We start from the raw sequence: 26,333 nt of genomic DNA, 5'->3' as shown, positions 1-26,333 counted from the left end.
AACGAATTAAATCACGAAATGATGAACAAAAATATAGTATTAAGTTTTCTGCTAATTTTTGCACTGTCTTTTACAGCTTGCGAAGAGTATTTAGATGTACAGCCTGGATCGGGCTTTACCCAAGCAGAAGTTTTTAAATCAGAAAAAGACATGCAGTCTGCTGTTGCAGGAGTTTATACCCTGATGCTTGCAGAAGATGCCTATTCCAATCGTATTGCTTTTGTTTTTAATACCAATACCGATGTGGAAATGTCTGGAGTTTCAACCAATACAGTAAACGGAAACGGTTCTGATATTGCCTGTTACGACCCAAAACCATATTGGACGACTTTAAACTCAACCTGGAGTGCCATGTACAAAATTATTAATATGGCCAATGATGTTATTGAGGGAATCGAAAGTTCAGATTTGTACAAAACAGATCCAAAAACACAGCCTTCTAACGTAATGCAGATGTATGGCGAAGTTAAAACTATTCGTGCAATGGTTTATCTGGATATGATTCGTATTTGGGGAGATGTTGTTTTTAGAACTAAATCTTCAACTGGAGATGAAAATTTTGCTGTGGGAGTTACGGATAGAAATACCATTTTAGAATTCCTTATAGACGATTTAAAATCAGTTGAACCTTTGATGAAAAATGCCAGCGAATTAGATTATGGCGTAGAACGTGCTTCAAGAAGTTTTAATCAGGGATTAATTGGTTTATTGGCTCTAACTCGCGGTGGATGGACACTTCGCCCGGACGAAAATAATCCAGCGAACATTGGCCACATGGAAAGAGGGAAAAACTACGAGCAATATTATGACATTGCTATTCAATATTTAGACAAAGTAATTCAGGGCAAACAGCACGATTTGAAATTAGGCTTCAGAGAATTCTGGATCAAACAAAACAATTGGGAAAAGATTGATAATGATGATGTGATGTTTTCGATTGCAATGTTGAAAAACTCTTCCGGAGAATACGGTTATTTAGCTGGAATTCCTATTGCGTCCGGAAATCATCCTTATGGATCTGCTTCTGGAAATCTAAGTTTATGCGGTGAATATCTTTTTTCGTTCGATAATAAAGATTTGCGACGAGATGTTACTTGTGCTCCTTATGGTTACGACCTAAATTTAAATCAGGAAATGCGTTTGGGCATAGCTCGTTTGGCTGTTGGAAAATGGTCTAAATTATACATGACAAGCCCTTTAGGAGGTACTAGCGAAAAAGGAACAGGAGTCAATTATTCCTGGATGCGTTTTGCCGATGTATTGTTAATGTATGCCGAAGCTGTAAACGAACGTTTTGGCCCACGTGAAGATGCCAAAGAATGTCTAAGACGTGTAAGAAGAAGAGCTTTCGCGCAAGCAGATTGGGGAGCTAAAGTGGATAATTATGTAAACGCTCAATCTTCGCCAGAATTATTTTTTAAAGCGATTATGGACGAACGTAAATGGGAGTTTGGAGGAGAAAGCAAACGTAAATTCGATTTAGCACGCTGGAATAAATACAGTGAAGTAGTTTACAATCAATATTACAAATTATTCAACTGGGGACGTGTCGCTAATGGAGCGTTTGTTCCGGGAATCGATCAGGTTCCGGGCAATGTCTATTATAAATTAATCACTGATCCTGCTAATTCAACTAGAAAAATTCTGGATATACAAGGAATTAATCAAATTCTGACGGCAAATCCCGCAGGCTATACTGTACATCCATTCGCGATGAGCTGGTACTCTTTAAATAATGATACGGCGAGTTATGAACCGATAAACGAAATCAAATGGAGTTTTAGAGGGTTCATTAACTACAATAATGCTTCATCGGTTTCGCCAAATAATCCGTTGCGTTATTTATGTCCTTATCCATCAAAAGTGATAACAGATCACCGCGGTGCCATTCAAAATTATTATGGTTTTAATTTTTAATTGAATCAATCATGAAAAATTCAAAAAAACTAATTTACATTTTATCCCTTATCGGATTAATTGTTTTTGGAGAAATACTAAAATCCTGCGACAATGATGAATTTCGCTATAAACCTGTAGACGATTTATTTCAGCCAAAATTTGTTCTTACAGCTCCTTTAGTAAGAAGTAATTCGATTGCCGTAGTTTGGTACAAAGTAAACGACGCGGCATCTTATACTGTAGAACTGCATTTAGACAATTATTATAAAAGTCTTTACAAGTCTTATACAACAACAGACACACAGATTTTGATGGATGATATTCCATACAAAACCCAGTTTTATATCAGGGTAAGATCGAATCATGTAAACGGAGCACACAATTCGCAATGGGCTTATACAAATGCTTTGACAGAAGATCGTCCGCCTTTTGATCCTATTTTAAATCCTGTAGAAAGAGTAAATATTACGGAAACAGATGTTACAGTAACTTGGGCGGTTTCTTCCAAAAATCCAGTAGACAGTATTTCTGTTGCACCTGCACAATCTGCCGAAATTCAGTCAATCGGACGTAAATTAACGGCCGATGAAATGAGCAGAGGAGAAGCCAAGGTAATTGGTTTAGAAAAGAATACTTTGTACAATTTAAACATCTTCGATACTAAAAAACCAAGACGATACGATAAACCATACAATCAGGTTTCGTTCCGTTCTGCGGGACCATCAGCGGCTACAATTATTGTTACAAAAGGGATGGATTTAGATGCTTTACTAAGAACCAATAATGATGATCCGACAATTCCAGAAGGAACAGAGTATTTCTTAGAAGCTGGTTCGTTGTTTAAAATTACGCCGTTTACCATCTCCAAAGGATTTAAACTGACAGGAGGAACTCAGGGAGAACGCCCACAGATTGAAATGAACGGAAACTGGAATATTGCCGAAGGTTCTTATTTGTCTTCTTTAGCATTTGAGAATATTCGCTTCTATCAAACTATTGATGCAAGTTATTTCTTTAATAGTGGAACGGCTTGGAAAATTGATCAGATTACTTTCTACAACTGTGTTTTCAATTATTTCAAACGCGGTTTCTGGAGACATCAGGGGAATGGTAAATACAAAGAAATCGGAAATTTTGATATGAGTTATTGTACATTCGATCAGGTTGGAGGTCACACAGGACCTTACGGAACATTTGCCTTTGGTTCTGCCGGAGCTGATAATGTGAAAAAAGCAGTTTTCTCAAACTGTACGTTTATGAGAGATTACTATCAGACAACAGATCAAAACCGAAACTTTAAAAACCTTTGGGATTACGGTACATCGGCTTATCCAATTCATTTGGAATATCAAAATGTTACGATTTACGATTATGCTTATAACAGAGCATTAATTAATATTCCGTCTGCTGTCGGATCTACGTTGATCTTCAAAAATGTATTGTTAGCTTCTGCCTGCGGTAAAGTGATTCAGGCGATTGGAGCCAATACAACTTCTACATACGGTAATAATTATACAACAACAAATTATCTATTAGGAGCTTCTGCTATACAGGGAACCGAATTAGGAGTCAGTGCACAGAATTTATTTGTCGATCCGGCAAATGGAAATCTGATGATTAAAGATTCTAATTCTCCAATTGTGACCAATAGAGTAGGAGATACAAGATGGTTACCATAAATTTTGTTAATTAAGTTAAGTGGTTTCAGTACTCAGGAAGTATCCTTGTGGTTGGGGATACTTCTATGTACTGATTTAATTAATGAAAAGAACTGAGATGATCTAAATACCAAAAAAGTTTCTAGATCAATGAATTATTTATAAAAAGGAATACGAATGAAAATCAAACAATTACTGTTGTCTTTAGCCTTATTAGGATATTTAGAAGCAGGAGCGCAAGGCTGGAATGCCGATTTAGGAAATGGAAAATATAAGAATCCTATTTTACATGTAGATTACTCTGACCCGGATGTATGTGCTGGTAAAGATGGATATTATATGACCGCTTCAAGTTTTAACAGCATTCCCGGGCTTCCGATTCTTCATTCAAATGATCTGGTTAATTGGGAGTTGGTTGGATATGCGTTGCAGGAGCAAATTCCTGTTGAGCATTATCGTACCGTTCGTCATGGCGATGGTGTTTGGGCACCTTCCATTCGTTATCATGAAGGTGAATATTATATCTATTGGGGAGATCCTGATTTTGGTATTTATATGGTTAAAACTAAAGATCCAGCAGGAACTTGGGAGAAACCCGTATTAGTAAAAGAAGCCAAAGGAATAATCGATACTTGTCCGTTTTGGGATGAAGACGGGAAAGCCTATTTGTCTTATGCTTTTGCAGGAAGTCGTGCTAATGTGAAAACGGTTTTAATGCTCTCAGAAATGGCATTAGACGGTACAAAATTAATTGGCAATCCAGCATTGGTTTTTGACGGGCATAAGGGGCACACTACGGTAGAAGGTTCTAAAATGTACAAACGCGACGGTTATTATTGGTTGATGGCTCCGGCAGGGGGTGTAAAACCGGGATGGCAGTTAGCGATGCGTTCTAAAAATGTCTGGGGACCTTATGAATTCAAAGTCGTATTGCATCAGGGAGACACTCCAATGAATGGGCCTCATCAGGGCGGTTATGTAGAAACACCAAACGGAGACGGCTGGTTTATCCATTTTCAGGATAGATGGGCTTATGGCCGAGTAGTAAATCTACAGCCTGTAACATGGAAAGACAATTGGCCAATTATGGGAATTGATTCGAATAAAGATGGAATCGGCGAACCTGTTTTAGAATGGACAAAACCGAATGTTGGTAAAAATTATCCTGCAACACCTTTAGTGACTTCAGATGAATTCAACGGCCATCAATTGGGGGTACAATGGCAATGGCAGGCGAATCAGGATCCTGCAAAACACTGGGGATGGTCTTCGGCTAATTTGGGATTTATGCGTTTGAATTGTGTTCCTAGAGAAGATAATGTAAAAACGATGTGGATGATGCCGAATCTTTTATTACAGAAATTCCCTGGAGCAAATTTTACTTCAACTGCAAAACTAATATTTGAAAATAATCCCGAAGCAGGAATCAGCAATTCTGGTTTGATTGTCTTTGGAGAAGATTATGCTTACATCGCTATTGAACAGGATAAAACTGGAAATTTAAATTTAGTTCAGCGTTCCCTGAAAAATGCCCGTACGTCTAAAGAAGGCGAAAAAGAAATTGCTGTAATCCCTATTAATAAAAAAGAGGTGTATCTGCGTGCCAAAGTAGAAATGATTCAAAACAAAGAACCCTTTGATGCCAGAGTTACTTTTTATTACAGCTTAGACGGTAAGAGTTTCAAAAAGTTAGGAGAATCGTTTAAGCCAAGCGCAGGACGATGGGTTGGTGCTAAAATTGGACTTTTCGCTTCGGGAACAAAAGCGGTTAACGACAGCAGTTATGCCGATTATGATTGGTTTAAAGTAGAAGAAAACTAAGGAATTATGACACATAAAATAAAATACTGCTTTCTCGTTTTGTTGGTTCATCTGGTTTCGTTTGGTCAATCCCAAATAACACCAATTGAATGGGCTAAGAAAATGGCAGATTCTGATCAAAAAAGAGTTCCAAATCCGGTTTATCTGGATGGCGTAAAATTTCCAAAATGGAATTACACCAATGGTTTGGTAACGCTTGCCAATCAGCAGTTATATGATTATACCAAAGACCAGAAATATTGGGATTACGGACTTTCGTATGCCGACCAGCTTATTGATAAAGACGGAAAAATTGGCGGAGGCTATGAACTCGATAAATACAGTTTGGATTTAATCAATTCAGGCAAAATACTTTTTGAGATTTATACTAAAACCAAAGACGAGCGCTATAAAATAGCAATGGACATGCTTCATAAACAGCTCGAAGGTCATCCAAGAAATTCAGACGGCGGTTATTGGCACAAGAAAAGTTATCCTTGGCAGATGTGGCTGGATGGCGTTTATATGGCAGATCCTTTTTCGGCACAATATGGTTCAGTTTTTAATGATCCGAAAGCGATTGATGATGCCATTTTGCAGGCAGAATTAATTCAGAAACATACTTATGAACCTAAAACAGGCTTGAACTTTCATGGTTATGATGAAAAGAAAGTTCAGTTTTGGGCGAATAAAACTACTGGAACTTCTTCGCACGTTTGGGGACGCGCGCAAGGTTGGTATTGTATGGCATTGGTTGATATTTTAGATTTTGTGCCGGAGAATCATCCGAAACGAAAAGAACTGATTCAAATTCTGCAGAAGGTTTATGGTGCTGTTTTAAAAGCACAGGATTCTAAGACAGGCGTTTGGTGGCAGGTTATGGACCAGCCGGGACGAAAAGGAAATTATCTGGAATCGACCTGTTCTACCATGTTTGTTTATTCATTTACCAAAGCCTATAACAAAGGTTATGTAGATATAAAGTTTTTGAAATCGGCACAAAAAGGTTTTAAAGGAATCTTGAAAGAATTCATCAAAGAAAATCCAGACAAAAGCATTTCAATTACAAAATGCTGTGCGGTTGCCGGATTAGGAGGTAAAAACCCGCAGGATCGTGACGGTTCATTTGACTATTATATTTCAGAACCTATTAGAGAGGATGATGCAAAAGCGGTTGGGCCTTTTATTATGGCGGGTATCGAACTGCAAAGAACTTTAGACAAAAAATAATGTTTTCCAAACCACAATAGTTATGATAAAAATTAAAACAGCTGTCCTTGTTGGAATGGCATTATTCACAGCAATTTCCTGTACCAATTCAAAAGTTGGAACAGCTAAAATAGCATCCGAAAAGAAAGATAATCTCGCAGGTTTAAAACTTCCTTTTAAAATGCCCGAAATACAGATTCCGATTTTTAAAGCAGATACTTTGAACATCGTTGATTTTGGAGCAGTTCCCAATACAGAACAACTTTGTACAAATGCGATTAATACCGCAATAGAAAAATGCTCTGAATCAGGCGGTGGCGTTGTGGTTATTCCGTCAGGTTTATGGACAACAGGGCCAATCAAGATGAAAAGCAATGTAAATCTCCATACGCAAAATGGTGCTTTTATTTCTTTCACAAGCGATTTAAAACAATACAAACTGATTGAATCTTATTTTGAAGGCAGTAAAGTCATTCGTTGTGAATCTCCGATTATGGGAATTGATTTAGAAAACATAGCGATTACAGGCGAAGGAATTTTTGATGGAAACGGCGCTAAATGGAGACCGGTTAAAATTGGAAAAATGACTGCCGGGCAATGGGATGAACTGGTAAAATCGGGAGGTGTTTTATCCAAAGACGGTAAAATCTGGTATCCGTCAAAAGGAGCTTATTTGGGAAATGAAGAAAAAGACAAACTGCCTAAAAAACAGACAGTAGAAAACATGGAGCCTTATAAAGAAGCACTTCGTCCGGTTATGGTCAATTTTGTGAATTGTAAAAAACTGCTTTTAGATGGCGTTACGTTTCAAAATTCTCCTGCATGGAATGTCAATCCGTTAATGTGCGAACATCTTACTTTACGCAATTTGACGATTAGAAATCCGTGGTATTCGCAAAATGGCGATGGATTGGATTTAGAATCCTGCCGAATCGGATCGGTAACTAATTGTCGTTTTGACGTAGGAGACGATGCAATTTGTATTAAATCAGGAAAAGACAAAGAAGGCAGAGACCGTGGAAAACCAACTGAATTCTTCGTCATTACCGATTGTGTAGTGTATCACGCACACGGCGGTTTTACAATTGGAAGTGAAATGTCGGGAGGGGTTAAAAATATTTATGCCAAAAACCTAACCTTTAACGGAACAGACTGCGGACTTCGTTTTAAATCGGTTCGAGGACGTGGGGGAGTTGTTGAAAATATTTGGATGGAAGATATCCGAATGAACAATATTCCAACAGATGCCATCAATTTCAACTTGTATTATTTCGGAAAATCACTGACAGAGGATAAAGAGACAGGAGAAGTAGCAGTGGCAAAAGAGCCAGTTTCTGAAGAAACACCAGCATTTAAGAATATGTATTTCAAAAACATCTATGTAAACGGCGCTTCTCAGGCAATGAAAATTATGGGAATTCCGGAAATGCCTGTTGCAAATATTCAGTTCGAGAATATGATTATTCGCGCAGATGTTGGTATTCAAATGAATTATACCAGTAAAATCGACTTTAAAGGTTTGGATTTAAGACTGGATAAACCCGGAATTGCGGTGAGTTTTTCAAACAGTCAAAACGTAAATATTGAAGGCTTTAAATCAACAGGCGAAAACCAAATGTTCTGGGTCGGCGGAACGGCTACAAAAGACATCACATTAAACAACGAAGGCAAGAAAATGATATGGGATAAAGACGTAAAAGTCTTAGAAGCGGTTAAAAATGAAGTGAAAATTAATTAAGCTGAATAATCTTAAATACATAGAAACATAGACTTTTAGTGCAATAAAGAATGCAAGAGAGAAACATATTTCTTTCACATAGCCAACTATGTGCATTTAAACAAGTGAAACGCCTTTTTCAAGGTTGCAAAATCTATGTTTCTATGTGTTTTAAATATTTTCAAAAGAGTAATAATCAAGAATAGCAAAATGATGATTTTAAACTTTTTAGCAACGGCAGTTTTCTTTGTCAATTTTTCTTTAAATGGAAATTCTAACGAAATTCAGTATAAAGAAAAGACAGACGATGTAAAATCTAAATATGATATTGTCGTAGATGTCAATGGAACTGGAAATTTTAAAACCGTTCAGGAAGCCTTCAATTCGGTTGCTTCATTGAAAACAACTGAAACCAGAATCTTCGTAAAAAATGGTATTTACAAAGAAAAGTTAGAATTGTCATTAGACAAAAACAAGATTACTCTAATTGGCGAAAGCAAAGAAAAAGTAATTCTGACTTATGATGATTATGCTTCCAAGTCAAATGGAGCAGGCGGGACAATTGGAACTTCCGGCTCAGCGAGTTTTATTATTACCGGAAATGATTTTAAAGCCCAGAATATCACTTTTGAAAATGCATCAGGGCCAGTTGGACAAGCCGTTGCAGTTCGAATTGATGGAGACAGAGTGTTTTTTGATAATTGTAAATTCTTAGGTTTTCAAGATACTTTATATCCAAGAGAAAGTAAAAGCAGACAATACTATAAGAATTGTTATATCGAAGGAACAACCGATTTTATTTTCGGAGGTTCGACAGTGATATTTGATCAATGCGAAATCTTCGCTAAAAAAGGAGGTTCTTATATCACGGCCGCAAACACACCAGAATCAAACCCATACGGATTTGTATTTCTAAACTGTAAACTAACAACGAATTCAGGAGATAGCTCTTATTTCTTAGGAAGACCTTGGAGAAATTATGCCAAAACTGTATTTCTAAAATGCGAAATGGATTCACACATAAAACCTTTGGGCTGGCACAATTGGGGAAAACCAGAAGCTGAAAAAACCGCTTTTTATGCTGAATATCAATCCACAGGAAAAGGAGCAAATACAGAAGCGAGAGTCAATTGGTCGCATCAGCTTTCATCGGAACAATTCAAAAAGGATTATGCAATGAAAGCGATTTTTAAAGATTGGAAACCGAATTGAGTTTTAAATATTTTAAACACATAGAAACATAGTTATTAGGAATGTAAAAAGTCGTTTCACTAGTTTAAATGCACATAGCTATGTGAAAGAAAGTGGTTTCTCTTTGGCTCCTTTTCCAGATAATAGAATCTATGTTTCTATGTGTTTTAAAAAAAAATATCCGCATCAGATTAAAAATAAAGATATGAAGTTTCAAAACAGAAAATTAAAAGTAGTAATTATTGGGGTTTTCATCTTATTGTTTCAAAAGATGGATGCACAGTATTTGAAGGGAATTACTCAAGTCAGAGATACTTCTTTCAATAATAAAAGTGCTTTCAAAAAGACATTAAAATATTTCCCAAATACCGCTTTGGTTCCCGAAATGCATTTTGATTTTGTGGAGCAGAAAAATAATATCGTTTATCAGAGTTACGGAAAACGTAAAATAAAACTCGATGTTTTTTTCAATAAAAATAAAAAAGAAAAACAAACAGCGATTATCATTATTCATGGTGGCGGATGGCGTTCGGGCAGTAAAGAACAGCATCATCAAATGGCGCAGAAGCTTGCAAGTTTGGGCTACGTCTGTTTTACACCAGAATACAGACTTTCGACAGAAGCTCTTTTTCCTGCGGGAGTTTATGATATAAAAGCCTCGATCCGTTGGGTAAGGGAAAATGCAGAAAAATACAACGTTGATCCTAACAGAATTGTTTCTTTAGGATTTTCAGCTGGAGGAGAATTAGCTGTTTTTATGGGCGTAACAGGAAATATGCCTTTGTTTGAAGGAATCACAACCAATTCAGATTCAAAATCTCAGATCAATGCTATTGTTGATATTGACGGAACATTATCGTTTGTACATCCAGAAAGTAGTGAAGGCAACGACGAAAAGAACATTTCGGCAGGAACCTATTGGTTTGGATATTCCAGAAAAGACAATCCAAAACTTTGGGAAACAGCTTCTCCTTTGAGTTATGCAGGTAAAGCAACTCCGCCGACATTATTCATCAACAGTTCGATTGCTAGAATGCACGCAGGACGAGACGATTTCAGAAAGATTTTGACTGAAAACGGAATCTATTCAGAAGTTCATGAGTTTGAGAATTCTCCCCATTCATTCTGTCTTTTCAATCCTTGGTTTGATCCGACCATTCAATACATCGATACATTTTTAACGAAAGTCTTTAAATAAACAATTATGAAATCAAGATTCATTATTTCCATTCTCTGTATGACTTTAGCCTTTGCTATTATGTCTTTTATAAAACCAAAAGCAAGGACTACGGTTTATTTAATCGGCGATTCGACAGTGGCCGATTATGCCAATAATTACGAAGAAGGAAAAGATTATATGAAAACCCGTTATCCTGTTACAGGCTGGGGACAAGTGTTTCAGCAGTTTTTGGTAAAAGACAGTCTAAAGAAAATCGATAAACTAATTAAAACCGACAGCGCTTTTGTAGATGACAGGGCAAGAGGAGGACGAAGTACGCGTACATTTTTTCAGGAAGGAAGATGGCGTTTGGTTTATGAAAATCTTAAAAAAGGGGATTTAGTCCTAATACAATTCGGTCATAACGATGGCGCTGAAGACAAAACAGAACGATATGTAAACATAGAAGGTTATAAAGAGTTTCTAAGACTTTTTATAGAACAGACCAGAGCGAAAGGAGCTAAACCAATCCTGTTAACTCCGGTTGCCAGAAATTTTCCATGGAAGGAAGGAAAACTTCAGAACGTTCATGGTTTATATCCTGATGCAGTAAAAGAAATAGCCAAAGAACTTAATGTACCGCTAATTGATTTAAACCAAAAATCAATGGATTTTTTTACTAAGAAAGGTCAGCCTTATGCAAGTGAAAACTATTTTATGAATTTCCCCGCCGGCTTGTATGAAGCTTATCCGAACGGACAGAAAGACAATACGCATTTTCAGACTAAAGGCGCTGTAGAAGTAGCCAGATTAGTTTTTGAAGGAATGAAAGAATTAAATTAAAAATACACTTTGCGCAAATTGGAACACAGATGAAACAGATTCATTATCACGAAACACGGATTTACACTGATCTTTTAAATATTTTATAAATCCGTTTCATCCGCGTCAAAATATAGTTACAGCTTACATTTTAAAATTTTTATAAACCGTCAAAAGGTTGTGAAGATAAAAAGTCCTTTTGATAACTATTTACTAACTAAAACCAACTTTAAACCAAATGAAAAAACAATTTATTCACTTATTCCTCATACTGTTTACAGTGATGGGGTACTCTCAGACCATTGAGAGAATTGAAGCCGAAAAATTCAATCAGGCTTCGGGAGCACGAGCCGAAACAAATGCTTCTCTTTCGGGAGGAGGAAATGTCGGGTATATTAAAAACAATACCTGGATTAAATTCAATGCCGTCAATTTTACTGAATTCGTAACCCGTTTCGATATCGCAGCCGCGGGAGCAACGGGAGGAACGATCGAATTGAGGTTAGGATCAGAAACCGGAACTTTAATTGGAACTGCGACAGTTTCCGGAAGTACCAGTTTTACAGATTATAAGAAGTTTTCTGTGGCGATTCAGCCCACAAGGGGAACTTTTGATTTGGTATTCCTTTTTAAACACCCAACCAATACGGGGTATTTATTTAATCTCGATTATTTTGAAAAGGTTACGGAGAATCCAAATGCGGTAACGTACAAACTGACGACGAACGTTAATCCAGTTTCATCTGGAACGATTACGCTGAATCCGGGAGGAACTACTTTTGTAAAAGGAACTGCAATTACGCTGACAGCTAATAAAAATTTTGGTTATAACTTCAAACAATGGGTAGATGATAAAGGAGTTGTGGTTTCGACTGCAAATCCTTTAACTTATACCATTGAGGCAGACGCCACTTTAATTGCACAATATGAAACATTAGAAACCTATTCATTGACTGTAAATGTGAATGGAGCATTTGGCTTGGGAGATTATACCATTTCTCCTGCGGGAAAAGACGGCGCATTTTCTGTTTATGAAAAAGGCACGAATGTTACCGTTACAGCGGTAGAAAATGATATTGTGAAGTTCAGCAATTGGTCTGATGGTTCTACGTCGTTAAATACTTCTGTAGTTATGAATCAGAACCAAACGGTTACGGGAACTTATGCCAACCAGAATTTTATTGCTGGATGGACATTCAAAACCGATCAATATGCGAATCCACGTGTAGCAGAACTATATTCTAAAATTGAAAACCGCCCTCAGTTAATGGCGTATAATATTGCCGATAATGTTTTGGCTCCAAACGTAAGACTTCAGAACAGAGGCGGGAAAAACGGTTTTTGTGTCTGGAATACTGAAAGAGGGAATTTCTATTATTTTATGACGACACTTTCAACGGTGGGTTATAAAAACATAAATGTTGCCTCTGGACTTCTTGGATATTATTATGGTGCTGATGAATGGACTTTCCAATATTCATTAGACGGAGTAAATTTTGTGAATGTTTCAGCATTAACGACTATAAACACGAATACCATTACTTCTATCGGCGGAATTCTTCCTGCCGAAGCAGAAGGAAAAGAAAAGATCTATTTAAGATGGTTTCCTAACATTAATGGACCAAAACATGGATCTGCTGTTGATGTTACCGCAACAATTATTTCCAACTTGATGATTAAAGCCGATGAGGTTTTGGTTGTTGATACGAATGCACCTGTTTTAGAATCTTCATTGCCTGCAGAATTAGCCAGTTCTGTTGGGGCAAATGGAAACATCATTTTGAATTATAATGAACAAGTTCAATTTGGAGCAGGACAAGCCGTTTTAAACGGAAAAAATCTAAATGCGGAGTTTATCAATAAAACGGTAAAATTCAGCTATTTCGGATTAGAATATAATAAACAATACACGTTTACTATTCCGGCAGGATTTGTAAAAGATCTTTCAGGAAACAACGGGCCTGCATTGACTCTTTCTTTTAAAACAATGGAAAAACCAGTTCCTGTTAAACGTAATTTTGATTTAATTGTTGATGCCAATGCTACTGATGAACAGATTGCTTCAAAAAAATATGTCAAAACGATAGCAGAGGCTTTTAATTTGGCTCCAAACAATTCGGCTTCCAGATTTTTGGTTTTGATTACAAACGGGACTTATAATTTGGGTGGAGACGGAACAAATCCGCAGGATATTGTATTGAAACTTCCAACAGGAAAAAACAACGTTTCCTTAGTGGCACAATCAAAAGATAAAGTAATTCTGCAAGGAAATCCGGGTTGGGGAATCAAAAATGCCGTTCTTTCTATTGAAGCCAACGATTTGTACATGGAAAATGTAACAATCGAGCATAAAGACGGAATTACAACATCAGGTCAAAGACCAGCGTTGAATCCAGCGGGAGACCGAAATGTGTATAACGGAGTGCGTTTAAGAAGTAAACAAGACACGCAAGTTACAGGAGGAAAAAGAAGTTTCTATTATAAATCAACAATTGAAGGCGATGTGGATTTCATCTGCGGAGGCGGAACGCATTGGTTTGAAGAATGTAAACTGGTTTCGGTTGCTTCAGGTTATATCGTAGCGCCAAATCATGACGCGGCAACGCAATACGGTTATATTTTCAATAACAATACAATCACTGCAGCTACAAGTTATTATTTAGGCCGTCCTTGGCAGAATGCACCTAGAGCGGTTTATCTAAATACCAAAATGATCAACGAACCTAATATATTAGGTTGGGCAAATATGGGAACATATCCAGCACTTTTCGCAGAGTTCAACAGCGTAAACGGAAGCGGAATAGCTGTTAACACCGATAACAGAACCAATACCTTTACTGTTGACGGCGTTTCAAAAACAGGAAATTACAATCCAGTTTTGACAAAAGCTCAGGCTGACGAATACACTATAGAAAACGTGTTAAGTGGAACTGATAAATGGGATCCGCGTACCATAGTAGAACAAGTTACAAAACCTTCTAATCTTTTAGTATCTGACAAGAACACTTTAAAATGGGATGAAAATAAATATGCGATGTGTTATGTAATCAGCAAAGACGGTAAAATCTTAGCTATTACAACAGATACCCTTTATGCAGATACAGACACAAAAGCGGGAACTTATACTTACACCGTTCAAGCAGCAAATGAATATGGAGGATTGAGCGAAATCAGCAGCATCAGCATGACGATTAACGGTGGTGTAGTAAAATCTCCTATTTCTTATTTAAATTCAATTGATGGAAAAGCGATAGCTGGACTAACTCCTGTAGAATATACAGAAGGAACGGCCTTAACTTTACCAGCACCGACTTTAAACGGTTACACTTTTTACGGATGGTCAGCTTCTGCTACAGTTCCAAATGCACTTAAAGAAATTGCAGCGACAGCGACAGGAAATCAAACGGTATATGCTTACTGGGGAACAGCTGGAAATAATAAACCAGATGAAGTAATTCCTCCAGGCAGTTTCGATTATGATTTTACAGCAGCTGTAAATAAAAACTGGGATAATGCGGCCAACTTTAGTCCGGCAGAAATGCCTGCTGCAGGTAAGACCGTTTCTTGTACTAAAGAAATAGAAACGACAGCAACTGTTTTTCCAGCCGATATGACTTTTTTAAGTGCAGGAACACTTCGATTAAGAGGTGCTCATAAAGCCACAGGAAATTTAACGTTCAAAGACGGAACAAGAGTTTATTATAATACAAGTGGTGCAGGAATGACTTTAGAAGCACCAATGATTATTTCTGGAAATGTAAAATTCGAAATGATTTCAGGAATTGCCAATCAAACCATATTGACTTTAAGCGGGCCAATTTCAGGAAATGGAATAGTTTCTCCGCTAAATACAGGTCAGGGAGTAAATGCAAACACAGGAACTTTATTACTGAAAGGAGATAACAGCGAGTTTATTGGTACTTGGGATGTAACGCAGAAAAGCACCAAATTCCCAGCCTTAAATTATCCAACTGTAATTGAAGGAGCTTCGGCGAATGCTTTTGGTTCTGGAACGATAAAAATTGGTCAGGATAATTATGTCGTTTTCAGCCACGAAAGAGCTGCTGGTTCTAATTTAACTTTAAATATAATAGAGAACGGAAAAGCTTCTTTAAATACCGTTTTAAATGTACAAAAACTGACAATTAACGGAGTAGAATTTAAAGAAGGAACTTACGATAAAACAAGCCATCCAGCGTTCTTTACTGGAGAAGGAAAGATCGAAGTCAAGAAAGAAGCAACAGGCGGAGGAACTGAAACAGTTCCTGCATTCCCAGGCGCAGAAGGTTACGGAAAATATGTAACTGGAGGACGCGGTGGAAAAGTGATTTATGTAACCAATTTAAATGATTCTGGTACAGGTTCGCTTCGTGAAGCTATTGGTCAGGCTGGGCCAAGAATTGTTGTTTTTAAAGTATCTGGAAATATCGAACTGAAAAGCGAGTTAAATGTTACCGATAATATCACAATTGCGGGACAAACAGCGCCGGGCGGTGGTATTACTTTAAAAGATTACAATGTTAAGGTAAGAGGAAATAATGTGATTCTGCGTTATTTACGTTTTAGAATGGGAGACACTCATGATGTGGAAAATGATGCTTTAGGCGGGCGTTTTCAAAAGAATATTATAGTAGATCACTGTTCGATGAGCTGGTCAACAGACGAGTGTGTTTCTTTTTATCAAAATGAAAATTTTACCATGCAGTGGTGTATTATTTCCGAAAGTCTTCGAAATTCTGTTCATGCAAAAGGAGCTCACGGTTACGGTGGTGTTTGGGGTGGTAAAAATGCTTCATTTCATCATAATTTGTTAGCGCATCACGACAGCCGTAATCCAAGACTAGGAGAATACGCAAATGACATTTTTGCAAAAACCGATTTAGTTGATATTCGTAATAACGTAATCTATAACTGGGGTGGAAACAGCTGTTATGGCGGAGATGCCATGAATGTAAACTTGGTAAACAATTACTGGAAACCGGGTCCTGGAACTTCGAATTCTACTAAAGAACGTATTTTATCTACAGGAAGAAGTTTAGATACGACTTCGCCTTTGTACGGAATCTGGGGTAAATATTTTGTGGATGGAAACTATGTCGTAGGTTCTGAAAGAGCTACGCAGGACAACTGGACGTATGGAGTGTATAGTCAGTTTCATGGAAGTCAGCTTCCTGTAAGCGATGCCGATAAAGCAGCAATCAAAATCAGTGCGCCTCATGCACCGGGTGAAATAACTACGCACAGCGCAACAAAAGCCTATGAATTGGTTTTGGAAAATGCTGGAGCAAATCTATTTCGTGATACTGTAGATAAAAGAGCGGTAGATGACACTCGTTCTGGTACAGCAAGTATTATGAATGGAGGTAACGGAAGTACAAACGGTTATATCGATACACCGTCAGCAACTGGAGGATGGCCTGTTCTTCCTTCTGGTACAGCGCCTGTAGATACAGACGGAGATGGAATGCCTGATAAATGGGAAACAGAAAAAGGTCTAAATCCTGCAAGTGCGGCAGACGGAAATTTAAAAACAGTTGACGGAGTTTATACTAACATAGAAGTTTACATCAATAGTTTGGTAAATCATTTGACTGCGGCTCAAAACGGAAGTTTAGACGTTTATGTAAATCCACAGAATTTTGTAGAGAAATACAATGCGGCTGAAGATGGTTCAAAGTTTATAATGGCCAGCGGTACTTATACTACAAGTACAGCACTTGCAGTTAAAAATCATAAATACACTTTTGTTCCAGATGAAAACGCCAAACCAGTTTTTGCAGGTTCTTTTTCTTCTGATAAAGCAGAAATCTTTTCAGGAAGTTTCAGTTTTACTGGAGTTGATTTTGATTTAACGAATACTTACTCTAATGTATTTCAGTTTAAAAATGGTTCCGGAGTATCGGCTTTTGAAATAAAAAATGCTTCTATTAAAGGAATTAAACAAAGCTTATTTGTAACGGAAGGTGCGAGCGATCATCCAATTTCTAAAATAATTTTGGAGAATTGTATTATTGATGGAACGGCTTCAGAAAGCGCGAGTTTTATTCAACCCGATTCACATATTGTAAATACGATTTCGGTTAAAAATTCAACGGTTTTTAATTATAAAAAAGGAAAAAGTTTTATTGCTCTACAGAAAAAAGATGCTGTCAATGAAAGCTTAAATGTTACGATTGAAAATAATACTATTCATAATTCGGGAAGTCAAGATGGTTTTGTGTTTATCAACAATCAGTACAGCAATACTTCGACTTATATCTTTAAAAACAATATCATGCAGGACGAACGTGAAAATCCAAAACCTATTTTTATGTTCAATTCTAATCATGCGAGTGGTGCAGGAAAAGCAGTTTTAGATAATAATCTTTTGGTTGGAGTAACGTCACAAGTTTTTAAAGGAACAGTTACGGTTACTGAAACTAATATTAAAACAATTAATAGTTTAGGATTATTATCACTTTCATTTCCAAATCCTGTTTCTGGAGATTTTAGCTTCTCTAAAAATTCTCCTTTAGCGAAAGCTTCATCGGAAGGCGGAGTACTTGGAGATCCAAGATGGTTAAAAGCAGATGCTAAGTTTTCACTAATTAATTATGTGAATTCAATAGACGGAAAAGTCATTACATTATCTCCATCTGAATTTATGGAAGGAGCGGTAACCAATTTACCAGCACCAAAATTGGAAGGGTATACTTTCTTTGGTTGGTCGGCTTCTACAACTACTCCAGGATTACTTAAAACCATTCTGGCGACAGCAACGGGAAACCAAACTTTTTATGCTTTTTGGGGAGAAGGAGGTAATAATAAACCAGATCCAAAACCTGCTGTGAAATCGGGAGTTACGTACATGAATTCAATCGATGGTAAAGCTATCTCTGGATTAACTCCTGTTGAATATACAGAAGGAACTGCACTTACTTTACCGGTTCCAACTTTAAAAGATTATACTTTCTTCGGATGGTCAGCTTCTGCAACAACACCAAATTCGATTAAAGAAATTGCAATTACAGCAACAGGTAATCAAACCTTTTATGCCTTTTGGGGAGTAGATGGGAATAACAAAAAAGATGAGGTAATTTCACCGACATTCTATAGTATTTCTTATTTGAATCTGCCATCTGGAGCCGTTAATCCAAATAAAACAAGTGTACAGACCGGAACAGCTTTTGTTTTAGAAGAAGCACAAGCTACAGGTTACCGATTCTTAGGCTGGTATGCTGATGCTTTATACGGTAGAGAAGTAACGGGTTTTGGTACTACTCAAAAGGAAAATGCAACGGTTTACGGACGCTGGAAAAAGCTGGGCGAGTTTTTAGTTTTCCCAACTGTTGCCAGTGGCAAGATTACTTTAAGATCAAGCACAGAATTGGATCGTTTGGCTATTTTCAGTATGAATGGACTTTTAGTTAAACAAGTAGATGTGATTGGTTTAGAGACTGACATCTCAATTTCTGATTTAGCTTCTGGAAGTTACTTTATCAAAAGTTTAAAAACAGGAGAAACGGCTAGAATTATAGTTAAATAAGTTTATAGAATCATGGGATGAAAGTTTTCAATTTTCATCCCTGATTTAGAACACAAATTCATCAGTATAAAAAATAAATCATCATAGATATGAATAATAGTATTAAATTAATAATGCTGGTTTTCATTACTTTATTATCATCTTGTTCAAGTGATAATGAAAGTGATCAGGATGCTAATGCAAACAAAGGTTATTTGAAAATTGGAAACCAAACGGTAGAATTATCGCAAGGTTATCTTGAAAATTACGGAGTAAGGGGAAATGCTTATAACATAGATTTTTCGTTACGATCAAAATCCATTTCGGATAAGGAAGATGGAGCAGTTGTGTACTTCGAATTGTTTTCTTCATTAAAGAATAATTTAGCAAAAGGGGATTACAGTTTTGGAGGATATTCTGAAGCAACGGCTTATACTTTTACAAAATGGGGACAATCATTATTAGGGAAAAACATCAATGCAGAAAAAGGCGGTATGTCAGTAACCAATGGTGTCAGCATAAAACCAACCAGTGGTACTTTTAAAGTTAGTGAAAACGGAGATAATTATAAAGTTAGTTTTACGGGAAAAGGGACTGCAAGTTATTACAAAGACGGAGTATTAAGTTCGACTCAGAATGACGTGAGTTTTGTAATGCAGTACAAAGGAAATGTTAGTCGTTCCGAAGCAAAGAATTTTACAGCTAAAATATCTAATTCTCTGTTAAGGGTAGAAAAAGATCACACAGTAATTTTTAATTGATTTTTAGAATATTTTTTTGGAGAAAAAAAAGGCTGTCTTTCGACAGCCTTTTTTAATGTTCCATAGGAACATCTCATTGGTAGAAAATTTGTTGTCGTCGTCGTTTTATGTTCCGTAGGAACATTTGATTTTTGATGTCATTTTTAACAATCCAGAATATCAAACGTTCCTACGGAACGTAAATAAATGATGGGCTAATTTTTCTACCAATGAGACATTCCTACGGAATGACAGCTTGATGTAAAAATGAAGTACGAAATGTTTTTATAAAAAACTCATTGTTGTATTTTACTATAATAAATTAAAAAGGAAGATTATATTTTCCATACAAAGCTTTATTCTCAATACTTTTTGCAAAAAGCGGTGTTTCTTCATGATTGTGGGCATCAGAAGCTTCTTGTCTGGCTTTTGCTGCTTCCGCTAATGAAATCCCATGTTCTTTAATAAACTCAAGAAATTCGGGTGTTGCAGTAGCATGAATAGTATTGGTGAACATAGAAGTCTGATCATCGATTTTTTCAGCTCTCAATTCCCAAAGCACTTGTACTTTAGATCTTCCGCTTGCGGTAATAGTATCAGAAACAGAAAGCATTCTGCAATATTCTGGACGATATTGATCAAAGATATAATGTTGTACTACAAGAGCAGTTCCCACATATTCTACGTTGATTGACATTGGAACACCTTCAAAATTAGAAGTAATTCCGGCCGCAATGTGATTTACAGAACAACGTTGGTATTCTGCATCAGGCAAATTTAAAAGCCAGTCTGCAATATTAATTTTTTCAATTGGCGCATTCATTATAGCTGAAACTGTTGTTGCTGATAATGCATTTTCTGAAGTTTGAATAATTTCCATGATTTCGTTTTTTAATTATTTAAGTCAAAGTTCCGTAATAGAATTTAATCGTGGAAATGATATTTTTAGATGAAATCAATCGAAAATTTCGATTATAAAATGTTACTTTTAGAAAAAATAAAAAAGATGGAACTACGTCAGTTAAAATATTTCGTCCGAGCAGCAGAACTTTTAAATTTCACTCAGGCAGCAGAAGATTTATTCATTACGCAAAGCACTTTATCACATCAGATTAAAGAACTCGAAAATTCGCTGGATACACTTCTTTTTGACAGAATAGCCAAACGTGTCCGACTGACGGAAGCTGGAGAAGTTATGCTTCAATATGCCAGAAAAACGATTCACCAGGCAGAAGAAAGCAGGCAGGTTTTACTCGATTTAAACAATATGAAATCTGGGAAAATAATTATTGGTTCGACTTATGGATTGCAAGAACTCTTAATGGAATCGATTGTGGAGTACAACGAAAAATATCCTGATATAGAAATTCAGATTATATACGGTTCTACGACCGATTTGCTTCAAAAAACCTTGGATTATGAAATTGACTGCATGCTTTCTTTTATGCCGGAATCTGGACATAATGAACTTATAATAAATAAACTCTTTTCGGCTCATCTTTCCTTAATTGTTCATCAATCTCATTCTTGGGCTAAACTGAAAAAAGTAGCACTTGAAAAAGTTACTGCATTACCTCTGGCACTTCCTTCACAGAGTTATAGCATCAGAAACTTGTTGGATAAATTACTTGATGATAAAGGAATTTCGCTTCATACAAAAATAGAAATTAACGATATTCATAGCTTGCTTCAGTTAGCGAATACCAATAAATGGTCAACGATTTTAATGAATACTTCGTTATTTGATTTTAAAGAATTAAAAGCAATTCCGTTAGAAGGAAAAAATACAGTCCGAGAAGCCACTATAGCAATTTCAAAAGGAATTTATCATAAAAAATCGCTAGTGCTTTTTCAGGAGATTTTATTGAAAAAGAGTGAAGTTTACAGAAATGAATAAAATTAAAAAACACTGAATTTGTACCTTTGCCCTCATAAATCCTCTTTTGGATAAAAAAAGTAAATGACAATACAAGATTTAGTTGGCCAATATTCCATTTCTGGAAGTAATCAGGACGAGAGTAGCGAAATAACCTATAGAGGTATTTTGACTTTAAATCTGGATAAAAATAACCGAATTGTGGCGCATTGGCTCATCAATAATTCACAAGTTCAAAAAGGACATGGTTTCTTTAAAGACAATGTTTTGGTTATCAATTTCAGTTACAAGGGCGATGACAGTAAAACGTATAAAGGAGTTGCAGTTTATCGTTGTATTACAAAAGATGTTCTTGACGGATTTTGGTCTGAAAAACATGGAAACCCGCTTTATCTTGGAGCTGAACATTGTTTAAGAATAGAAAGTTCAGAACAATTGAATTAAGAATTGTTTAATTAAACAGATAGCCCCGATAGCTATCGGGGATAGATTTTTTTTAGTTTGAAAAAGAATAGAGAAAGAAACTAGTTTCTCACATAGTCCGCATAGTTTGTCATCCTGACGAAGGAAGGATCACAAACGTAACTCGACAAAGATTGGCGACGTAGATTACTGAGCTTCTAGTGCGATCCTTCCTTCGTCAGGATGACAAAAAAAGCTCATAATGCATAACAGAACGTATTACTATGTGTTTTATTAAAAGTGAAACGACTTTTCTTAGCGTAAAGAAAATCTATCCCGAGGCTTCGGGACTATGTGTTTAATTTTTTTATAATTATTCAGCAATTGGGTTTAATGCTTTTTTATTTCTTCTGTTGTAAATTATAATAAAGCCCACCCAGATAATCAATAAAGTTACGATTAGTGTTAATTCTGTATCATGCAAACCATTGCGGAAAAAATTGTTTAGGGAATGCACCCCGGCAACGGCTAATAACGAACCTGTAGAAGAATATACTTTTCCAATTCCCCAGCTGCCAAAAAAAATGATGCCTAAGAAAAACATGTTGCTTGGAGTAGTTTCGAAGTTTAAATGCCATGCAAACCAAAGAACAGCAATAATTAGGATAGAAGTAAATTTAGGAAGTGATTTTAATTGTTCCTGCAAGAATCCTCGCCATCCGATTTCTTCTAAAAGTCCGTAAGCTAAAACGGTAAACATTAATAAAATTGGGAATTTACCCATAACAAAATAATAAGTTCCTGCAATTAAAAATGCTGGCAATAGCCAATAAACTGCAAATGGAACTATGGCATTTTTGTAAATTCCTTTTAAAGACATTGGATTTTCAAGAGAGAATATTTTTATCGCCGCCAAAGCACCCAAAGCAGGGCCGACACCGCGAAGTAGAATGGCTAAATACGGATTTTCAATTCCAGATAATAAATTGGTTTTTACAGCAACATATCTGCAGATTATTGCGATTACATAATAAACTATAATAGCGCCAAAGTTGATTTTAGTTTTCATAAGTTATTTCGTTTGATTTAGTGAAGCAAACTTAGCGAGCATAAATGAAAATAAAATTGACTTTGGGTAAGAAATCATTTTTCCATAACTCTTTTTCGAATTCGGCTTAAACTTTCTGCGGTTAATCCGAGATAAGAAGCTATGATTTTTAATGGAGTTCTCTGGAATATTTCCGGACGGCCTTCTATAAGTTTTAAATAACGTTCTTGAGGAGAAAGCGTTAAAAGGTTAATCTGTTCCTGCTGTTTGCGTACATAAAGCATTTCAGAGATTGCTTTTCCAATTCGCAAACCTGTTTCAGATCTTTGATACAATTCGTTTAAATCAGAATGAGAAATAGACCATAAAGTCAGTTCTTCCAATGCTTCTGTTTTGATAACAGTGGACTGTTGATTTAAGAAAGACATATAATCACTAATGAAACTTTTCTCATAAAGCAGATTGATGCAGATATCTCTTTTGCCATCCCAAACAAATAGTCCTGCTGATCCTTTTATAACAATGTTTAGATATCTTTCGACAGCATTATAATCTTTTATAATTTCCGATTTTTCGAATTCCCTTACTTTGATTTTTTCAGAGAACCCTTTCCAGATATTCATATCTGCGGTAAAATAGGTTTCAAAAATTCTTTTTACATCTTCGGGAGAAGGACTTTGTGGCATTGCTAAAAGATATCAGTTTATGAAGCCAATATAAGTTTTATCTTTCAAAATAAAAACAACTGTATTAACTTGTAGGGACTGTTTTTTTAAACACATAGAAACATAGAATTTTTAGTTTTAAACTTAATAAAAGAGTTTAGAAAGAAACTAGTTTCTAACACATAGCTTTGTGTGAACTATTGGCCAACTTTGTCAAAGTTTAAACTTAGAGAACTATGTCATTTATTAGAAGTGAAATGTCTTTTTTAGTGTAAAGAAAATCTATGTTTCTATGTTTAATAAAACTCAACAGCTTTATTTAAGTGAAAATTTACTTCAAACAAGGCAATTGTAAAACATTAGCATTCAATGGCTGTTCGACTTTTCGTTCTAATTTTTCATTATTTACTGTAATATAAATTTCCATAGAACCCGTTCCGACTTTTAGAGCTAGAATATGACCACCATAAGCATCAAATTTATCATCTGTTGCTACACCATGCATATGAATCGAAGGTTTTTCTCCGCTCCAAGCGATAGAACCAGTAATGCTTCCCATTTCGACCTTATTGAAAGTTTTAGGATGAAATTTCTTTTGGCTGAAATCATAAAAACCAAATGTAGCGTCTTGCGCAAAACCAATTCCAGTAAAATTAGCAGAAGGAATGTTTTGTTCTTTCGCCAGATTTTCAATTAAAGCTAACACATTATCGCCTTCGCGAAGAACCATCAAATAACCATTTGGAGTTTTGGTATAACGGTATTTTTCTTTATCGTTTTGTTGTGCATGAGATAAATTAAAAGTCAGTAAAAGTAAAAATGCAATAAAGATTTTGTAGGTTTTAGTATTCATAAGAATTTAGATTAGAATTGTATTTGAGAATAAAAAAATATTTTAAACACATAGAAACATAGATTTTCATTGTCTTTAAAGATTATAGAAAGAAACTAGTTTCTAACACATAGTTTGACCTAAACTCGTTAGATAACTTTGTCAAAGTTTTAAACTTTGACAAAGTTAGAGAAGCAAATAGCTATGTGTTTTATTAAAAGTGAAATGCCTTTTTTAGCGCAACGAAAATCTATGTTTCTATGTGTTTAATTTAATTATATCATTATAAATAAAGAGTTTAAACAACAGAATTTGGCTGTAATTCATTATCATATTTTTCAGGATCGGATGCTGCATATTCATTTTCAGGTTCTGGAATAACATGAATTTTAGAATCGCTAATCGAAATAACTGCCGAACAAACGTAAATCCCAACTTTTCCTTCGTTGTACTTAAAATCTAGCAAGGTCAGCTTTACAATTTCATTGATCGAAAGTTCGTAGTAATTTCCATAACGGATAATCTTAAAAGAAATCTGTTTTTCTTCGCTAATTTCAAACTGATTGGTCTGAATGTTTTCAAAGATAAAATTATTCTTTACATCCTTTTCATTAAATCCCCAAGCTCTGAACTGAACGAAACCATTCATAAAATCAATCGAAATATAATAGCCTGTCCCTTCTTTATCACATTCAATTACAAATCCCGTTTTTCCCATTCCTTCAACAGAAAAAGTGCCTTCCCAGACAAAATCGTTGGAAGGTTTTTCGAAGCCGTAAATCTCATAACCGCTTCGGCATCCAAATCGCCATTTGTTTTCATTCTCCTGAACAAATTCGGCAGATGGATTTCCCAGAATCGGCATTGGCTGTGGGAGATCTTTTTGAAGAATAGTTTTTTTATAAAGTTTTTCCCAGTAATAATAAGTCTTTAGCAAAAGACGGCCGCTTTTATCTATATCCAATTCCTTTGGAGGCGGAATAACGCGGTGTGTATTGACATTTCCATCAGCAAAATAAAAGTTATAGACCAAATAATGTTTTCCGTCTTTAACAACTCTGGCCGCATAATTTCCCTGAGGCATCAGCACATTATTATGAAAAGCTGAATATTCTCCTCTAAATTCAGCAGAAGACCAATAGCGGACTTTTATATCTTCGCGAATAGAGCCTAGTAAATAATGATTTCCTTTAATTTCAAAAACACAAGGACATTCCACATCATCATATACATACGGAATATGAAGCGGTTTCTGCAAAACATAACCTTCCTGTTCTCTTTTTGCAATTCCAATGCAGCCTCGTCTATAAGTCGGTCCTGAAGCACTTCTGGCACAGATTAATAAATAATCTTCTCCTTTGTATTGGTATTTAAAAGGGTCCCGAAAACTAATCCATTCCCTCGGATTATTATTTTTGCTTTCATAATGTGGTGCTTCACTTTTAAAGGGAAGTCCGTACAAATTCTCTTTTTTCCAGGTCAATAAATCGGTAGAAATGGCTCTTCCCACTTTTTGTTCAATTCCTTTATCCTGACGTTTTAGACCAGTATAATACATTTCATAACCGTCTCCTTCCGATCTTTTACTGATATGCATTGTCCAAAGCATATCATCGTCCCATTCTCCCGGATCGCCAACAAACAACGCGTTTTTTACTCGTTTCCACGAAAGACCATCTTTTGATATCGCATGAGCAATATAATCGTGGTTTGGAATAATTAAGTGAAACAAATGATGAATTCCTTTTTCATCTATAAATACATCAACATCTCCGATTTCCCAGTTGCTAAATCCTGAACCTGAATACATT

At 36.0% G+C, this 26,333-nt stretch carries 17 protein-coding genes; 12 read left to right on the top strand and 5 right to left on the bottom strand.

Features of this window, described 5'->3' with window-relative positions; translation table 11 throughout:
• Positions 1-21 precede the first annotated feature (21 nt).
• From ACFS3A_RS20515 to ACFS3A_RS20470, 10 genes are all read left to right on the top strand, one after another.
• Complete coding sequence (locus ACFS3A_RS20515; RefSeq protein ID WP_379827426.1) at positions 22-1,917, top strand: RagB/SusD family nutrient uptake outer membrane protein; 1,896 nt, start codon at positions 22-24, stop codon at positions 1,915-1,917.
• A gap of 11 nt (positions 1,918-1,928) precedes the next feature.
• The gene (locus tag ACFS3A_RS20510) at positions 1,929-3,578 is read left to right on the top strand and encodes a DUF5123 domain-containing protein (RefSeq protein ID WP_379827425.1); all 1,650 of its coding nucleotides are present in this window, start codon (positions 1,929-1,931) and stop codon (positions 3,576-3,578) included.
• 156 nt (positions 3,579-3,734) lie between these two features.
• Positions 3,735-5,378: a glycoside hydrolase family 43 protein gene (locus ACFS3A_RS20505; RefSeq protein ID WP_379827424.1), complete on the top strand. Its 1,644-nt coding sequence runs from the start codon at positions 3,735-3,737 to the stop codon at positions 5,376-5,378.
• Between the two features lie 6 nt (positions 5,379-5,384).
• A complete protein-coding gene (locus ACFS3A_RS20500) occupies positions 5,385-6,587 on the top strand; it encodes a glycoside hydrolase family 88/105 protein (protein ID WP_379827423.1) in 1,203 nt (400 codons plus the stop codon).
• Positions 6,588-6,609: 22 nt separating this feature from the next.
• The gene (locus ACFS3A_RS20495) at positions 6,610-8,304 is read left to right on the top strand and encodes a glycoside hydrolase family 28 protein (RefSeq protein WP_379827422.1); all 1,695 of its coding nucleotides are present in this window, start codon (positions 6,610-6,612) and stop codon (positions 8,302-8,304) included.
• A 192-nt stretch (positions 8,305-8,496) separates the two neighbouring features.
• Positions 8,497-9,495 carry a pectinesterase family protein gene (locus tag ACFS3A_RS20490; RefSeq protein ID WP_379827421.1) on the top strand — a complete coding sequence of 333 codons (999 nt, stop codon included), beginning with the start codon at positions 8,497-8,499 and terminating at the stop codon, positions 9,493-9,495.
• A 184-nt stretch (positions 9,496-9,679) separates the two neighbouring features.
• Positions 9,680-10,672 carry an alpha/beta hydrolase fold domain-containing protein gene (locus tag ACFS3A_RS20485; protein ID WP_379827420.1) on the top strand — a complete coding sequence of 331 codons (993 nt, stop codon included), beginning with the start codon at positions 9,680-9,682 and terminating at the stop codon, positions 10,670-10,672.
• 6 nt (positions 10,673-10,678) lie between these two features.
• The gene (locus tag ACFS3A_RS20480; RefSeq protein WP_379827419.1) at positions 10,679-11,476 is read left to right on the top strand and encodes a rhamnogalacturonan acetylesterase; all 798 of its coding nucleotides are present in this window, start codon (positions 10,679-10,681) and stop codon (positions 11,474-11,476) included.
• A gap of 217 nt (positions 11,477-11,693) precedes the next feature.
• A complete protein-coding gene (locus ACFS3A_RS20475) occupies positions 11,694-18,980 on the top strand; it encodes a pectinesterase family protein (RefSeq protein WP_379827418.1) in 7,287 nt (2,428 codons plus the stop codon).
• A gap of 89 nt (positions 18,981-19,069) precedes the next feature.
• Entirely contained in the window at positions 19,070-19,720 is a 651-nt protein-coding gene (locus ACFS3A_RS20470; RefSeq protein ID WP_379827417.1) for a hypothetical protein, read from the top strand.
• Positions 19,721-20,021: 301 nt separating this feature from the next.
• Here the strand turns inward: ACFS3A_RS20470 and ACFS3A_RS20465 are convergent, their stop codons facing one another.
• Complete coding sequence (locus tag ACFS3A_RS20465) at positions 20,022-20,579, bottom strand: hypothetical protein (protein WP_379827416.1); 558 nt, start codon at positions 20,577-20,579, stop codon at positions 20,022-20,024.
• A gap of 126 nt (positions 20,580-20,705) precedes the next feature.
• Between ACFS3A_RS20465 and ACFS3A_RS20460 the strand changes: the two genes are divergently transcribed.
• Positions 20,706-21,596, top strand: coding sequence for a LysR family transcriptional regulator (locus tag ACFS3A_RS20460; protein WP_379827415.1), 891 nt, complete (start codon positions 20,706-20,708; stop codon positions 21,594-21,596).
• 63 nt (positions 21,597-21,659) lie between these two features.
• A complete protein-coding gene (locus tag ACFS3A_RS20455) occupies positions 21,660-22,019 on the top strand; it encodes a hypothetical protein (protein ID WP_379827414.1) in 360 nt (119 codons plus the stop codon).
• A gap of 331 nt (positions 22,020-22,350) precedes the next feature.
• On the opposite strand, the gene ACFS3A_RS20450 is transcribed toward ACFS3A_RS20455, so the two are convergent.
• The 4 genes from ACFS3A_RS20450 to ACFS3A_RS20435 form a co-directional block, all read right to left on the bottom strand.
• Positions 22,351-23,046, bottom strand: coding sequence for a CPBP family intramembrane glutamic endopeptidase (locus ACFS3A_RS20450; RefSeq protein WP_379827413.1), 696 nt, complete (start codon positions 23,044-23,046; stop codon positions 22,351-22,353).
• Between the two features lie 74 nt (positions 23,047-23,120).
• A complete protein-coding gene (locus tag ACFS3A_RS20445; protein ID WP_379827412.1) occupies positions 23,121-23,711 on the bottom strand; it encodes a Crp/Fnr family transcriptional regulator in 591 nt (196 codons plus the stop codon).
• Between the two features lie 310 nt (positions 23,712-24,021).
• Positions 24,022-24,543 carry a PPC domain-containing DNA-binding protein gene (locus ACFS3A_RS20440; protein WP_379827411.1) on the bottom strand — a complete coding sequence of 174 codons (522 nt, stop codon included), beginning with the start codon at positions 24,541-24,543 and terminating at the stop codon, positions 24,022-24,024.
• Positions 24,544-24,820: 277 nt separating this feature from the next.
• Positions 24,821-26,332 carry a glycosyl hydrolase family 32 gene (locus ACFS3A_RS20435; protein WP_379827410.1) on the bottom strand — a complete coding sequence of 504 codons (1,512 nt, stop codon included), beginning with the start codon at positions 26,330-26,332 and terminating at the stop codon, positions 24,821-24,823.
• Between the last annotated feature and the right edge of the window lies 1 nt (position 26,333).

It is taken from the genome of Flavobacterium notoginsengisoli, from assembly GCF_042686225.1.
GTDB lineage: Bacteria > Bacteroidota > Bacteroidia > Flavobacteriales > Flavobacteriaceae > Flavobacterium > Flavobacterium notoginsengisoli.
This window is presented reverse-complemented; position numbering and strand designations above follow the sequence as displayed.